General features: G+C 48.5%; 14 protein-coding genes. 10 read left to right on the top strand and 4 right to left on the bottom strand.

What is annotated here, in order from left to right:
* Window positions 1-4: 4 nt before the first annotated feature.
* Both ACKTT9_RS20415 and ACKTT9_RS20410 read right to left on the bottom strand, forming a co-directional pair.
* Window positions 5-1072, bottom strand: a complete 1068-nt coding sequence (locus ACKTT9_RS20415) for an amidohydrolase family protein (RefSeq protein ID WP_407867347.1) — start codon at window positions 1070-1072, stop codon at window positions 5-7.
* Window positions 1069-1452 carry a Rieske (2Fe-2S) protein gene (locus ACKTT9_RS20410; protein ID WP_407867346.1) on the bottom strand — a complete coding sequence of 128 codons (384 nt, stop codon included), beginning with the start codon at window positions 1450-1452 and terminating at the stop codon, window positions 1069-1071. The genes ACKTT9_RS20415 and ACKTT9_RS20410 overlap by 4 nt, the downstream gene beginning before the upstream one ends.
* Before the next feature lie 145 nt (window positions 1453-1597).
* Here ACKTT9_RS20410 and ACKTT9_RS20405 point away from each other — a divergent pair, with 145 nt between their 5' ends.
* The 10 genes from ACKTT9_RS20405 (at window position 1598) to ilvD (ending at window position 14495) form a co-directional block, all read left to right on the top strand.
* Window positions 1598-2377 (top strand): helix-turn-helix transcriptional regulator, encoded by a 780-nt coding sequence (locus ACKTT9_RS20405; RefSeq protein ID WP_407867345.1) that lies wholly within the window; start codon window positions 1598-1600, stop codon window positions 2375-2377.
* Window positions 2374-4113 carry a sensor histidine kinase gene (locus tag ACKTT9_RS20400; protein WP_407867344.1) on the top strand — a complete coding sequence of 580 codons (1740 nt, stop codon included), beginning with the start codon at window positions 2374-2376 and terminating at the stop codon, window positions 4111-4113. The genes ACKTT9_RS20405 and ACKTT9_RS20400 overlap by 4 nt, the downstream gene beginning before the upstream one ends.
* Entirely contained in the window at window positions 4110-5708 is a 1599-nt protein-coding gene (locus ACKTT9_RS20395) for a response regulator (protein ID WP_407867343.1), read from the top strand. The genes ACKTT9_RS20400 and ACKTT9_RS20395 overlap by 4 nt, the downstream gene beginning before the upstream one ends.
* Before the next feature lie 165 nt (window positions 5709-5873).
* Window positions 5874-6824, top strand: coding sequence for an ABC transporter permease (locus tag ACKTT9_RS20390; protein WP_407867342.1), 951 nt, complete (start codon window positions 5874-5876; stop codon window positions 6822-6824).
* Window positions 6825-6843: 19 nt separating this feature from the next.
* On the top strand, window positions 6844-7710 hold the full coding sequence (locus tag ACKTT9_RS20385; RefSeq protein ID WP_407867341.1) for a carbohydrate ABC transporter permease: 867 nt from the start codon (window positions 6844-6846) through the stop codon (window positions 7708-7710).
* 64 nt (window positions 7711-7774) lie between these two features.
* Entirely contained in the window at window positions 7775-9286 is a 1512-nt protein-coding gene (locus ACKTT9_RS20380) for an extracellular solute-binding protein (protein WP_407867340.1), read from the top strand.
* Between the two features lie 25 nt (window positions 9287-9311).
* A complete protein-coding gene (locus ACKTT9_RS20375) occupies window positions 9312-10061 on the top strand; it encodes a LamG-like jellyroll fold domain-containing protein (protein ID WP_407867339.1) in 750 nt (249 codons plus the stop codon).
* 280 nt (window positions 10062-10341) lie between these two features.
* On the top strand, window positions 10342-11970 hold the full coding sequence (locus ACKTT9_RS20370) for a P-loop domain-containing protein (RefSeq protein ID WP_407867338.1): 1629 nt from the start codon (window positions 10342-10344) through the stop codon (window positions 11968-11970).
* 156 nt (window positions 11971-12126) lie between these two features.
* Window positions 12127-12798 carry a GntR family transcriptional regulator gene (locus ACKTT9_RS20365; protein WP_407873086.1) on the top strand — a complete coding sequence of 224 codons (672 nt, stop codon included), beginning with the start codon at window positions 12127-12129 and terminating at the stop codon, window positions 12796-12798.
* A 14-nt stretch (window positions 12799-12812) separates the two neighbouring features.
* On the top strand, window positions 12813-14495 hold the full coding sequence (ilvD, locus tag ACKTT9_RS20360; RefSeq protein ID WP_407867337.1) for a dihydroxy-acid dehydratase: 1683 nt from the start codon (window positions 12813-12815) through the stop codon (window positions 14493-14495).
* Between the two features lie 49 nt (window positions 14496-14544).
* On the opposite strand, the gene ACKTT9_RS20355 is transcribed toward ilvD, so the two are convergent.
* Window positions 14545-15021 (bottom strand): GyrI-like domain-containing protein, encoded by a 477-nt coding sequence (locus tag ACKTT9_RS20355; RefSeq protein WP_157320383.1) that lies wholly within the window; start codon window positions 15019-15021, stop codon window positions 14545-14547.
* A gap of 77 nt (window positions 15022-15098) precedes the next feature.
* Window positions 15099-15578, bottom strand: coding sequence for a hypothetical protein (locus ACKTT9_RS20350; RefSeq protein ID WP_407867336.1), 480 nt, complete (start codon window positions 15576-15578; stop codon window positions 15099-15101).
* Window positions 15579-15701: the final 123 nt, after the last annotated feature.

The following is a 15701-nucleotide window of genomic DNA, read 5'->3' as shown; positions in this document are numbered from 1 at the left end:
GGCACTACAGTCGGAACAACTTCCGCGCATTCTCGCTGAAAATTTTGCGCTGCTTATCCTCGGGTAACCAACGCAGAATTTTCGTCGGATCATCGAAATCCCAATGCGGATAGTCGCTCGAGAAAAGCAGCATGTTCTCGGCGTCGAACATCTCGAACATCGCTGCCAGATGTTTCGGATTGTCCGGTTCTTCGATTGGCTGCGTAGTGATGAAGCAATGGTCGCGGACATATTCGCTAGGCAGCCGCTTCAGCCAAGGAACGGAAGAGCGAAGCGCCTTGTAGTTTTTGTCTAGTCGCCATAACAGCGGCGGCAGCCATGTAACCCCGCCTTCGCACAGCACGACTTTGAAGTTCGGATACTTCTCGAACACGCCTTCGCAGACGAAGCTGACGAGATGCGCCATGAACGTCTGGGAGAGGCAAGTGTGCCACTGCAAATAGTTGGAGACGTAACCGACGGAGGTCGGAGCGTTGAATATTCCGGCGCCTTCCGAACCGGGATGGATAACCAGCGGCAGGACATGCCGCTCGCAAGCTTCATAGATCGGATGAAAGAAGCGCTGTCCATATGGCATCTGCGAGCCGCCGGTGACGCTGACCGCAACAATGCCCGGATGTGGGCCTATGCGGTCAATTTCCCGTGCCGCTTGCTGCGGGTCTTGCGTGCCGATGCACATGTAGCCCTTGTATTTCGGACTTTGCGGGAGCCATTCCGCAATTAAGTAATCGTTATAAGCGCGGCAGATGGCAGCGGTATAGTCAGCGTCGGCAAAGCCTGATGCGCCAATGACGGAATCCGAGCACAGCAGCGCATACTCAACGTTAAACGGTTCGACATAATGCTCCAACATATATAGAGGATCGGAACCGACGGGGCCGCCATTCGGCGGATCGGCATCTTTCCGTTTATTGCCGATCGGTGATGAGTATGGTAGTCCTGCGCCAGGAATGCCAAATTTGGCGGCATGGCTGCGCCACGGTTCATCCAGATAAGGAACGAGATCTTTGCCGCTGCGGAACTGGTTATGAACATCGCAATCAATAACTGGCATTCTATTTATCGTCTTCATACGCGTGTTTCCTCCATATTCGTTTCTGTACCGATGACAAGGTGCACCGTTCCATTCTCCACGACCACCGGATAGCTGCGGGTCCGGACTTTTTCGCTAAACAGCGAGGTTCCTGTTTTGAGATCGAACTCCCAGCCATGCCACGGACATCGGACAATTTCCTGATCCCGCCCGTAAATAAATTCAAAAACATTCGACTCCAGCGTCGTCCCGCACACAGGCCCTTTGCACAATTCCGCACCTTGATGAGGGCAGTAGTTGAGCACCGCATAATAATCACCTTTCACGTTATACACGCCGACGGATCGCTTGCCGACTTGTACAATTTTAAAGCTTCCCTCAGGCAGCGCTTCTACTGCTGAGACGGGGAATAAAGTCATTTGCTTCAGATCCCTTCTTGGTTTATGATTTCATTGTAGAGGCAATTGCGTGCGAAAACCATTGAGGAAACCACTTCTATTTGAATGATTCTAAGAAAATATGGAAGGGCTTTCTTCCATTTTCAGGGCAGGAGGAAGAGAAGGTATGCTGGAGCTGGTATCCGTGTATTTGGACGATATGGACCCCAAATGGCATAAAGAGGAGGAGGGCACATTAACCGATATTTTGATCTTGATGACGCACGGTCGCGTGCACTATACGTTGAACGGCGAGACGCTGACGGTGGAAAAAGGTGATCTGCTCCTGATCCGCAAAGGTGTGATGCGCGCCGGAGAGAACGCGCTGGAAGGCGCGCATCAGAAATATTCCGCCCACTTCCATTTGAATGAGCAGGGTCACAAGCTTTTTGCGGACGCAGGCACGCATTTAAAGCTGAAAGCCCGCAGCTATGACTATATGAAGCAGCGGTTTGCTATTTTGACGCAACAGTGGTTCGGACAGCGCATGTACGCGGATGTGATCTGCACCGGCATTGCGCATGAATTGCTGGGCGGTTTCTTGCAAGAAACGGTCGAGAGCCGGTTCACTTCGGTCAAGCTGCGGCTCATGAGTGAGGTACAGAACTATATCGCTGCGCATTACCGGGAGCCGATTCGCATAGAGGAGTTGGCGCAGCTCGTGGACCGAGCGCCAAATTATGTGACACAGTCGTTCAAAGAAGTGACCGGCTTGACGCCAATCAGCTACATGCACCAGGTGCGTGTTCATGCGGCTCGGGACCTCATTCTCAATACCCGAATGACCATTCGTGAGGTTTCCGACTTTCTTGGCTACAGCGACCAGGCGCATTTTAACCGTGTTTTCAAAAAAATGATGGGTTACCCGCCCTCGTCTCTCATACGGGAGGTGCAGCGACGGCCATGATGATATTCAATCGATTGCATTCGATTCAATTTAAGTTGACCGGCACGTTTTTGCTCATTTTGCTGCCGCTTGTTTTTGTCAGCCTCTTTGCGAATGATTACTCACAGCGGATTTTGAACGGACAGATTAACGACCGAACGCGGGGGGCGCTGCTGACGACGCTCGAATATATCGGGCAGTTGACGCAAAATATGGATCAACAGACGCTGCTGATCGGCTCGAATCCGACGATTGTGGACGTATGGAACAACATCGACGATCCGTTAAGTCCCGCACACTTGTATGAGCTTCACACGGTGCAGCAGCAGTTGTCCGCCTTGACCAATGTGAACGGCGCAATCAAGGAGGCCTTCATTTTGCATGGCAGCAGCGAAAATGGTCTCTCCACAGCTACCGGTGGCATTAAATGGCCAGGGGTGAATCAGGAGACGTGGTTCAAAAGGACGTTGGACGCCAATGGTGGTCTGGTCGTATATGTGCCTACTGCCTCTAATTCGGGCGCATCCAACTATTTGACGCGGGATACGATTTATTTTGCCAGGCTGCTCGATGTGCTCAGTCGCAACAAGGAGCCCAACGTACTCGTTCTTGCCGTGGACAAGTCCTCTTTTCGGCAAATTATTCAGCACTTGCAAACATCCGAAAATATGAACATCACGCTGTATTACAATGAGGAGTTCGTGCTGGACACAAATATGCAGCAGTCGACGGCTGCTTCCGGTGTGGAGAAAAAAGATCTGTCCATTCAAGAAGGCGATGGCTTCTGGTCGATTCAACTGCAGCAGCCGCGTGCGGAATTGTTCAAGCTTTCGCATCAGCTCCAGCAAATCACCTACTGGATTATCGCCGTTAGCATTGTGCTGGCCGTTTGGACGGCGTGGCTCGTCTATGCCGCGATTGCGAAGCCTTTGCGCGAGCTGTCCGGCGCGTTCAAGCAGTTCAGCGGGGGGAACTTGTCGGCCCGCGTGAAACATCGTCGCAAGGATGAGTTCGGCTATGTGATGAACGGCTTTAATCGCATGGCGGAAGCACAACGGCAAATGATTGAGGAGGATTATGCCAAAGAGCTGCGGCTTGCCAAGACGGAATTCAGTCTGCTGCAATCGCAGATTAATCCGCATTTTCTATATAACACGCTGGATTCCATCTACTCGGTCGCCCTGAAGCATAAAGTGCATGTGATTAGCGATATGGTCATTAATCTGGCTCGATTTTTCCGCGTCAGCTTGGGTAAGGGGAGAGAGACGTTTACCCTGGAGGAGACGATTCAGCATCTCATGTATTACATTCGGGTTCAGCAGCTGCGATCGGATCATTTCTCGGTACACATTCAGCTTGATGAACGAACGAAGCCGCTTGTTTTGCTCAAGTTGATTTTGCAGCCCGTTGTGGAAAATGCGATCGTGCATGGACTTGAACGCAATCGTCAGGGCGGCGAATTGTCCATTCAATCTTCACTTGAGGCAGACAGACTGATCATAAAGGTCAAGGATACGGGGCAGGGTATACCACCGGAGAAGCTAGCAGATCTCCAGGCAGCCCTGAGTCTAATCACGAGCCAGTCCTACCGGCAAGCAGAGGCAAGCCCGACGAAGACGTATTTTGGACTGAAAAACGTTAAATCCCGTCTAAAGCTGTATTATGGCGAGCAGGCTGAAGTCACGGTTGAAAGTGTATTCGGTCAAGGGACGACCGTCTCTCTGACCATTCCGGTGAAACAGGAGGAGAAGCTATGAGGCTGCTAATTGTGGAAGATGAACCGCATGTTCGAGAGCGTTTAGCTGAGGGAATAGACTGGCAGGAACTGGGGGTGGAGCTGGTCGATGCCGTATCGACGGGCGGAGAAGCGCTGGCTGTTGTGCGCAGCGACCATGTCGACATTATCTTGACGGACATTCAAATGCCGGAAATGAGCGGCCTTGAACTTGCCGGTGAAGTGAGGCGGCAAATGCCATCCATTAAGTTAATCATCCTGACCGGCTACGATGATTTCGAATACGCACGGCAAGGGATCGAGCACGGTGTGCTGAAATATTTAGTCAAGCCGGCGGACAATGAGGAGATTGCGGGTGCGGTGTTGGAAGCGAAGGCACAGCGCGAGAAGGAGCTGGGAGAAGCCTACCATCTTGCACAATTGGAAAGCCGGTGGCAGGAGCATATGCCGCATCTGAAAATGATGTTCTACAAGGGCTGGCTCAATGGCCGTTATGCGGAATGGGAAGTCGATAGACACCGCCGCGATCTGAAGCTGGAGGGGCAGAGCAGTTTCATGCTGCCGGTGACGGTGGATATGGACCCCATTCTTGGACACAATGAACGGTTTAAGGCGGACGACCGAGGGCTTGTGCAGTTCTCACTTTATACCATAGCGAGGGATTTACTTGAAGGGGAAGATTGCGCGGTCATTCAGGATGATGACGGCATGGTGGTCGCCCTGTTCATGAAACCGCCGGCTTACGGCGAAGATGAGCTGAATAGCCTGGTTAATCAGCTCATAGCCCAGCTCATTGGCACTGTCAAGGATTGCTTGAAATTAACGGCCAGCGCAGGCATCGGTTCCATCGCGACAACGTCTCAGCTGTTGCCGTTAGCGTATAAGCATAGCCGCGCCGCGTTGCTCGAGCGGATGGTACTTGGGCACGATGTGGCTATTCCTTACCGTGGCGCAAGCATCGGCGCGAAGCGGCAAGCCGAGCTCGGCCAGTGGGAAAAAGAGCTGGAGCTCGCGATTTTGTCCGGTCAAGCGGAGCGCAGACAGGCGATCGTCGCTCGTCTGATGGAAGAAGGCTTCGCAGTGGACAAGCCGCTCTCGGAGGCGAAAGAACAACTGCTGCGCTTGATGTGCCTGCTTGCGGGCATCGTACACGGACAAGGTTGGACGCTGAACGAGACACTACGGGAGGATTACGCGTATTTCGAAAGTTTTGGCGCGTTGATTGCGCGAGAGCAAATTGAGGAATGGCTGCTCCGCATGTCGGCGCGCATCAGTGAAGCGATCACCGGTCAGCGCAAATCCGGCGCACAGCTGACCATCGAAGAAGTGATTCGGTATACGCGAGAACGGCTGCATGAGGATGAACTCAGCTTGTACGCAGTTGCCGGTCAGCTCTATGTCAATTACTCGTATTTGAGCCGGACGTTCAAGGAAGTAACCGGCGAATCGTTCTCCGACTATGTGCTGCGCTTGCGTATGGAGCAGGCGAAGGAACTGTTGGCGAAAGGGCTGAAAGTCTACGATGTGGCCCAGCAGGTCGGGTACAAGCACGTGAATTATTTTTCCAAGAGCTTTCAGAAATTTTGGGGCGTCAAGCCAAGTGAGATGAATAAGTAGCAGAGGAGAGGAGCCGGGCGTCGGCTTCTTTCTTTTTGCTGGGCATGGACGAATAAGTAAAAAAAGTTGCAACGATAGTAAAAGAAGGTGAATACGAAAAGATCGAAAAAGCGGCTATGATAGTCTCATCCCTAATTAAAACGCTTGCAAGAGAGGAGAGACAACATGAAGGCTGCACCGCTGACATCCATTCGAGCCCGGCAGCGGGAGAAACGCGCTCAAAGACATCCGCTGCTGAGGTATTGGGATTTGTATCTGATGGTACTTCCCGCACTTATTTTCTTAATCGTCTTCAAATATGTACCGATGTACGGCGTTGTTATCGCCTTCAAGGACTACAACTTGATCCAGGGCGTGTTTCATAGCAAATGGGTGGGCCTGCAATATTTTCGCGAGCTGTTTACGTTCGATGAATTTCCGCGTGTTATCCGCAATACGCTGCTAATCAGTCTCATGAAGCTAATCGTGGGGTTCCCCGCACCGATCGCGCTGGCGCTGCTGCTGAACGAGCTCCGGCTGGAGAAATTCAAGCGCTCCGTGCAGACGGTTACCTATTTACCGCATTTTATCTCCTGGGTCGTCATCGGAGGCATTGCCGTCGATCTGCTGTCGCCGAACAGCGGCATCGTGAACAAACTGATTCAAGCCTTGGGATTCGAGCCCATCTTCTTCTTGTCGGACGAGAAGATGTTCCGCTGGATTCTGGTCCTCTCCGATACGTGGAAGGAAATTGGCTGGGGAGCCATCATTTACTTGGCGGCGCTTCTTGGCATCAATGAAGAATTATTTCAGGCAGCGGCGGTGGACGGCGCGGGCCGGTTGCGGCAAATCTGGCACATTTCGCTGCCGGGGATTCGCTCGACCATCGTCATTCTGCTCCTGCTGCGGATCGGGCACGTGCTGGATGCAGGCTTCGAGCAGGTGCTGGTTATGTACAATCCGACCGTCTATGATGTCGGAGATATTATCGATACCTATGTATTCCGTGTAGGCCTTGGAACGATGCAATTCGGTTTGACGACGGCCGCAGGCTTGTTCAAATCAGTGATCGGCTGTATCCTGCTTGTACTTGCGAATACGATTGCCAGACGCATGGGCGAGCAAGGGATCTATTAAAGTGAAAGGGGGAGGAAAGATGCTCCGCTCAAAAGGAGAAACCATCTTCAGTTATATCAACGTGGGGCTGCTCACACTATTGTCATTAACGATGATTCTGCCATTTATCCATATTGCGGCCAAGTCGTTGAGCAGCGAGGCGCATGTGCTGGCAAAAGATATTTTACTGTGGCCGCGAGGTTTTACAACGATTTCATATGATTATGTTCTGTCCAACAAGCAGTTCTACACGTCATTTGGCAATTCGATCTTTATCACTGTGGTCGGCACGGCCATCTCCATGGCGCTGACGGTGCTGGCGGCATATCCGCTTTCACGTAAAGGACTGCCCTACACGCGCTTCATGATGCTATTGTTCGTCATTACGATGTTTTTCAGTGGAGGACTCATTCCGACGTATTTGGTTGTAAAAGGAGTCGGGCTGCTCAACTCGCTGTGGGCATTGATTTTACCCGGTGCGCTGGCGCCGTTTAATTTAATTCTTATTCGCAATTTTTTCCTTGGCGTACCAGACGCGTTGGAGGAATCGGCCCGGATGGACGGCGCTTCGAACTTTCGCATCCTGTTTTCGATTTACCTGCCGCTTTCGGTTCCGTCCCTTGCAACTGTGGGGATGTTCTATGCCGTTGGGTACTGGAATCAATTTTTCCAGGCCATGATGTATATTACCGATCGCAGTTGGATGCCCCTTCAAATGTTTCTGCTCCAACTGGTCACGGACGAGAGGTCGGCGGATATGGTTGTTAGCGATGTTTTTCGCGAAGTGACGCCCGAGACTGTTCGTGCTGCGGCGATTTTATGTGCGGTGCTGCCGATTTTGTTCGTGTATCCATTTATTCAGCGTTATTTTGTCAAAGGGGTTATGATTGGCGCGGTGAAAGGGTAGCGCTGCCCTGGAGCTTAGCGAGGATTAACATAAGCACGAGATGAAAAAGGGAGGGTATATATTCATGAGTATGAAGAAAATGGCATTCCTTGGATTATCAACGATCCTGTTGGCCGGGGTTGCGGCTGGATGCGGCGGTAATGATAGCGGCGGCGCAAGCGCGTCACCAGCTTCGAACACGTCGACCGGTACCGGCAGCGTGAAGAACAAAGACGTAACGGTCATGCGATCATACCACGCGTCGATGGAGCAGTTCAAAGGCAACGACAACATCAACAACAATAAGCTTGTTAACGTTTTGAAAGAGAAATCCGGTTTCAACGTCAAGTATGAATCGCTGCCGAAAGATAATTCTGATCAAAAGGTGTCGATCATCCTGGCCTCTGGCGATGTGCCCGATATTCTTTGGGTCAGCGGCAAGTCGAATTATTTCAAGCTGGCCCAGCAAGGTGCTTTCGAACCCCTGGACGATCTGATTAAAAAGTATATCCCGAATATGTCATCTTACCTGAACCAGGAGCTTACAGATGCAGCCCGCTTCGATGGCAAAATCTACGGCATTCCAAGCCGTGTAGCGCAAAAAGTCGGCAATGGCATGCTTGAGCGCTCTGACATTCTGAAGGAGCTCGGCCTGAAAGATCCTGTAACCATGGATGACATGTATTCGACGCTGAAAACGATTAAAGAGAAGAAAAACATCGCTCCGCTCACCGCTACCGGCGGCAATCCCGGTTCGTTCATGGGTTCATTCCTTCCATATGCGGCAGCGTACGGTGTAGGCAACGCAACTGTGGTGAGAGACGGCAAGCTGGCCTTCTCTTGGGTGCAGCCGGAGTATAAGGAATTTCTCGTCGAAATGAGAAAGTGGTACACGGAAGGGCTGATTGATCAGGAATTTGCCATTAATAAAGATATTAAAGATAAAATGATCAACGGCACCGCAGCTTTCGGAACACTGTATTGGGCGGATGCCTATACTATTGACAAGTCCATCGCCGATAAGAAAACTGGCGGTACGCTTCAATACATTCCTCCGGTTACCGGCAAAAACGGGCAATCAGGCTTCCAAGAGGAAGGCATTCCTGGCAGCTATATTGTCATTCCGAAGCAGGCGAAAAATAAGGAAGGCGCTGCAGCGTACATCAACTACATTTTGAGCGGCGATACGGACAAATTTTTGACCTACGGCCTTGAAGGCGAAGATTACAAGGTCGAAAACGGCGAACCTGTGCAGACGCTGGAGCAGAGTAACAATATCGCATGGCGGACGCTCTATTTCTTTGGTGATACCGACGCGAGCTTCAACGCCCGTTTGAAAGCGAAAGGGTTCCTGCCGTATTACGAGCCGCTGCTGAAATTCAAGCAAAACCGCGAGGAAACTTCTTATGCGCCAGCTGTTGATGCGTACGATACGAAATTTACAGAGCTGCGAAATTTTACGGAAGAGAATGCCCTGAAATTTATTATGGGCAAACGTGATCTCGGCGAGTTCGATAAATTCGTTCAGGAGTTTAATGCCAAAGGCGGCAAAGCGGCTATCGATGCGATGAATGAGTGGTACACGAAGAAGAAATAACGCCTCAAACGTGATGGAGGTTGTCATGAACAAACAACAAGTGAAAAATGTACTTACACAGCATCCGTCGCTTGTCGCCTTCTGGGATTTCCAGGAGGCGGCGGGGGAGCTGCGGCAGGCTCAAGGGCCATTCGGTTATGCGCTGGAAGAACAAGAAGGGCCGATTGAGCGAGTGGGGGAAGGCGTATTCGGTTCTTATTCCGCGAAGCTGAACTTCGGGCAGTGGTTCAATCTGCCGAGAGAGGCGTGTCCTGCGCTCGATTTTCATGGAAAAGACGCAGCTCTGACAATCATTGCTTGGGTCAAACGAGAGCAGCGGGACAACCGTGAGTGCCAAGCTATCGCCGGCATGTGGAATGAAACCGAGAAGAAGCGGCAGTATTGCTTGTTCCTCGATCTCGGAATCTGGGACAGCGCCGAACAGGTGTGCGGCCACGTCTCTTCCACCGGCGGGCCGACGCCGGGCCATCCGTGGTGCATGACCACGGCCATCGGCGCTACGCCGGTTACAAAGGACGAATGGCACACCGTGGCTTTCACCTACGACGGCGCCTATGCGCGCACATACCTGGACGGCCGCTTGGACGTACGCGAGACCTATAATCCCTACGCGTATCCGGAGGGATTGTACGATGGCGGCGCTGCCGGCGCCGACTTTACCGTTGGCGCCGTGTACCGCTCCGGCACCATGGGCAACTTCTTCGCCGGCTGCCTCGGCGGGCTAGCGGTGTTCAACAGCGCGCTAGACGATAACGAGCTGGCGCAGTTGGTGTAGACGCTGCTGGCGAGGCGCGGTCCTAGGTTTCAGTTCATTATAATAAAACTTTCCCTATAATGTAGATGATCATAATGCTATGATTTTGTTATTGTAAAAGTAAATCATTTGGCTCTGAGGGTAGGATTTACTCTCAGGGCTTTTATTTTTAGGCAGAAGTGGTCGTTATACGAAAGGAAGATGTTTTATTAAAAGACTCGCTCAATATTTTCGCTCCTTACAATCCGGACAGTCATCTTACAATCTGATTTATGAAGGTTCCTACTATGATCAAGGGGGGATGATTTCTGACCCAACTTATTGGAATGATGATGTTGCTTACTGCATTGAACGGACACATAAACTCACACTCGATAAACCTTGTATCACCATAAAAATACCTTTTGACCGTCTCGGCCTAGATGAAAATAGAGATCAAGTTGTTCTCTCCGATTTTGCATTAAGAGGTTGGATTAATCATATCGAGGCATTAAATAAATTGATCTATAACCGGTCACGTTCGGATAAAGAAAATGGCGCTTTTTATTGTTTTCGTCCAACCAATGTGGTGTTGCAGCGTAATGCATCTTTTGTCGAAGTCATCTCGGAAAAATGGTATCTATGCTTGATGATTACCGTTCAACTTCCATTCCAGAATCATGATAAGGCTATGCGTATGCTCTGCAAAATGCTCCCAAAAGAAGTGGAGTCGTTTATTGGCAATTGGGATCTCACTAAGTTGAAGGCTGCCTATACATTGGCCGAAAAACAAAATAGGATTCGCGAATGGCTGAAAACCAGTCCTTATTGTGCGTTTATAGGGAATGGCAGCATGCTGCCAAGAAATAAAGAAAACAGCGGCCCATTGGAAGGTGCGTTGCCTTTTACATCCCCGAAAGATCTTGAAATTGAAATCTGTGGTGTGCGAGGAATGGGTATAAAGCAAGGTGTTACGGTCATCACCGGTGGCGGTTATTCGGGTAAAAGTACTTTGCTGGATGCGCTGAATTCGGCGATTTACAATCACATCTCAGGGGATGGGCGAGAATTGGTAATTACAGATCAAAGTGCCATGGAAATATCTGCTGAAGAAGGCCGTTCCATAAAAAACATCAATATTACCCCCTTTATAAAATGGGTACCCAATGGTTCGGCTGAACAGTTTTCGACGGACTACGCCTCAGGTTCAACCTCGCAAGCCGCAAATATTATGGAAGCAATTAATGTCGGCTGCAAGCTTCTTCTAATAGATGAAGACAGAAGTGCGACGAATTTTATGATTCAAGACAACAAGATGCGTTTATTAATCAAGTCTGAACCCATTACCCCTTTTACAGAACGAGTCAGAGAGCTTTATGAGGTTGCTCACGTATCTTCCGTTCTTGTGATTGGAGGTAGCGGTGAGTTTCTATCCGTTGCCGATCAAATTATTCTGATGGACAATTTTGTGCCAAAAAACGTCACTCAGGAAGCAAAAAATTTATGTAAACACGAAAAACCTCGCGAACGAATTACCCCTACAAATTGGGATATAGAGAGAAAAATAACCACCGATCACTTTTCGAGCTATCCACAGGGGAGTGGAACAGAAAAGCTGATGGTTTCACCCATGGGTTACCTCATGATAGGTGAGGAACAAATTGATATCAGAGGACTTTACAATATCACCTCACAAGCCCAGCTGGCAGCTATCGCTTTTTTAATTCGAAAACTCGCTGTAAGTAATCAGGATCATCTCATCCTTCTTCATGAAAAGATTAATAAAGCCCTCCATGATATGGAAAGAGAAGGAGTGGATATTGTATTTTCTACCTTTTTCCCTGGTTTCGAAAGATGGCTTGAATTACCAAGATTTCATGAAGTTTTATCTGTCATTAACCGAATGAAACATTTGAACTTTGTTCAGCATGAACCTTCTGAGCAGTGCTAAGTAAGACATAAATATACGTTTATCCAGCAAGGAGACGGGTTGAAGAAACTGGTGGATCGTTTTCTCCCGTTCCTTCTGGAAAATAATAATCTCATTGCATCCAACCGCGAAATGCGATATATTGCATATACATATAGTATTTATAAGGAGATTCTCATGCCAATACCCCACAATTTTTCTTCCCCTAACCGAATATCAGCGAAAGAACGTGCTTTAACTCAAATCCAGAGATGGATCATTGAGGGGACACTCGTGCCTGGCGAGAAATTAATTGATGCTGAACTTGCAGAATCTTTAGCCGTTAGCAGAACTCCAATCAGGGAGGCTTTTCAGCTTTTGGAAATGCAAGGTCTTGTCTCGCTGTTTCCTGGCAAAGAGACAAGAGTAACGAATATAGAAAAAGATGATATTCTTAAGCTTTATCCAACACTCGCTGCGCTCTATTCTTTGGCTGCCGAATATGCAGCGAAGCTAATTACTCTTGAACAGATTGAGGTTTTAAAAGAAATAAATCAGCAATTCGCCCAAGCCATTCACAGTGGACAGACTTACCAAGCTATGGAACTTGATGAGCAGTTTCATAATTTAATTGTTGATGTAGGGGATAATGGATATATCGCGTCATTCAGTGCATCATTACAAATCCATATTAGAAGATTTAAGTATGTTTTTCTTAAACAACCAATCACGGGAACACTTGCCTCAGTGGAAGAACATGCGTCTATCATTTTAGCTTTGGAGCAGAAAGATGCTGAAACAGCTGCCGCACATATGAAACAAAACTTAATAAGACCTATGCATGAACTGTATGCCCTAATCGACTATTGAAAGGATTGATGAGGATGTCTGATCAAAAAGATTTAAGAATTCGAAGCAAAGTTATCAGTGAAGGAGTCAATCGTGTTCCTAATCGCGCTATGCTTAGGGCTGTAGGTTTTAAAGACGATGATTTCAAGAAGCCGATGATTGGGGTAGCCAGTACGTGGAGTGAAGTAACCCCATGTAATATGCACATTGATTCATTAGCGCTTGCAGCGAAAAAGGGAGTTCAGCTTCATGGCGGCGCTCCTCTGATTTTTAACACCATCACGGTTTCAGACGGAATTTCGATGGGGCATGACGGGATGTTATATTCCTTACCAAGCCGTGAAGCTATAGCAGACTCTATTGAGATTGTTACGAGCGCTGAGCGCTTCGATGCGCTTGTTGCTATAGGCGGATGCGATAAAAATACACCAGCATGTTTAATGGCCATTGGCCGACTGAATTTGCCTGCGGTTTATGTGTATGGGGGAACCATTCAACCTGGAAAGTTAGATGGGAAAGACGTAGATATAGTCAGTGCTTTTGAAGCAGTAGGATTATATCATGATGGAAAAATGACGGATGAAGAGCTTCACAAAGTAGAGTGCAACGCTTGTCCTGGGGCTGGTGCTTGCGGAGGCATGTATACAGCTAACACAATGGCATCTGCGGCAGAAGCATTAGGGATGAGTCTTCCAGGCTCATCTTCCACCTCAGCGGTATCATCTCATAAAGCGTTGGAATGCGAAAAAGCCGGAGAGCAAGTACTCGAACTACTTGAGAAGGGGATTTATCCCCGTGATATTATGACAAAGAAAGCTTTTGAGAATGCGATAACGCTTGTAATGGCACTCGGTGGCTCTACGAATGCGTTCTTGCACCTCATTGCGATTGCGCACTCCGTACAAGTGGAGTTGACCTATGATGATTTCGAACGTATTCGCGTAAAAGTGCCGCACATCGCAGATCTTAAGCCGAGTGGAAAGTATGTCATGCAGGACTTAAGTGATGTTGGGGGTGTACCTGGCGTGATGAAACTTCTTCTTGAACAAGGCCTTCTACATGGTGATTGTATGACAATTACCGGTAAAACGTTAGCAGAGAATCTGGCAGCGTCAGCACCTTTGCATGAAAATCAAAATATTATTCGACCGTTACATAATCCTTTAAAGACTAGTGGACCGTTGGTCGTTCTTAAGGGGAATTTGGCGCCGGAAGGCGCAATTGCGAAAATGTCAGGAATGAAAAAATCTCGTTTTACTGGTCCTGCACGCGTATATGATAGCGAGGCTGAGGCTACTGAAGCTATTATGCAAAACCAGATCCATAAGGGTGATGTGTTGGTTATACGGTATTGCGGGCCGAAGGGTGGACCCGGTATGCCAGAGATGCTTTCCGTTACCGCTTTAATTGTCGGGAAAGGGTTTGGTGGGGAAGTTGCACTCATTACGGATGGCAGATTTTCAGGCGGCTCACATGGATTTGTAGTAGGTCATGTTGCGCCAGAAGCGCAGGTTGGCGGACCCATTGCACTTCTGCAAGAAGGTGATATCATAACTATCGATAGTGAAACGCAAGAAATTTCTTTTGAAGTTTCAGAAGAAGAGTTAGCAAAACGCGAGCGCGAATGGGTTCAGCCGGCATTTAAATTTAGTCGAGGTGTTCTCAGTAAATACGCCAGATTAGTTTCATCTGCTGCCAAAGGGGCCGTTACAGATTAGTTGAATACAGCGCAAAAGGCAGCCAAAATGGCTGCCTTTGTCATGCTGATTATTTTTTAACGACAGGTACCCAAAATTCGCCGTAAAAAGTGCCGTCACGGTTATCTTTGCGATAAGTTGCATTTGGACCACCGATGTAAGCATAATCCGTGATTTGGGACAAGACTTCGCCAAATGCACGGTAAGTCAGCTGATCAAATAAAGATTCCTTTTCGCCATTTCCTGCGACCACGATGTACTCACTCTCTGGAAACTCGATGATGCGCGTTGCGTCAGTCACGGATTTGCCAGCTTCTACCGCGAAATAATTCCACGGTTTTCCTTGATACACCTCATTGACAGACCATTCGCGATCATCTTTTGCAGCGTCTTTGAGCTTAGTAAAACGCCCATCAGCCTTGAGTTTGTCCCAAAACTCGGTTTTTTCCTTTTGCATAGCCGGCATATCTTGAAAATTCGACTGGATTGAAAAACCATAAGCGGTCAATGTGAATGATTTTTTGTGTTCAAGTGTGTATTCTGCCATGTGAATGCTCCTTTTATCCAGTATAATTTTTGGTAGGTCAGGCTCCATTGTAGTGATTTTGAAAGATTTGACAAGGATTATTTTTCAACTTTCATTACACGAAGCCACATTTCGCCGTAGAATTCACCTGTCTCATTTGCTTTAACGAATGTTGAGTTACCAGGGCCAACGTATTTGTATTCTGTGATTTCCTGGAGCAAGCCGCCAAAAACTTTGCCTGTGATTTCGTCAGCAAGTCGGTCTTTGTCAGCACCTGTTCCTGGCACGACAAGGTAATCGCCAGCGAGGAAATCGAGAACAACTGCACCTTCCACGTTGAACTCACCCATGACACCAAATCCGCGCCAAGGCTTGCGATCGAGGTTGTAATTGATTTGATATTCTTGCCCATCAGCGAGTGCGAGAAGTTCAGCAAGCTTGCCGTTTTCCGTGATTTCAGCTTTTTTCGCTGCAGTTTTTGCTGCATTTCCTGCCCAGTCGTTGTAGTCATCAAATGTAACACCGAAAGCAGTCATTTTGTAGTTTTCTGAGATCGTTTTAATCGAGTAGTTAGTCATTTTTATTCTCTCCTTTGAGGGGGTTATTGTTTACAAGACTGATTCTATTGGTCAAATGTATCAAAAAATGATACTTTTAATTGGATCCGAAAATGTTAATACGTTAGTGCTGACATTTAATGC

The organism is Paenibacillus sp. P36 (assembly GCF_045866505.1).
GTDB classification, from domain to species: domain Bacteria; phylum Bacillota; class Bacilli; order Paenibacillales; family NBRC-103111; genus Paenibacillus_E; species Paenibacillus_E chondroitinus.
This window is presented reverse-complemented; position numbering and strand designations above follow the sequence as displayed.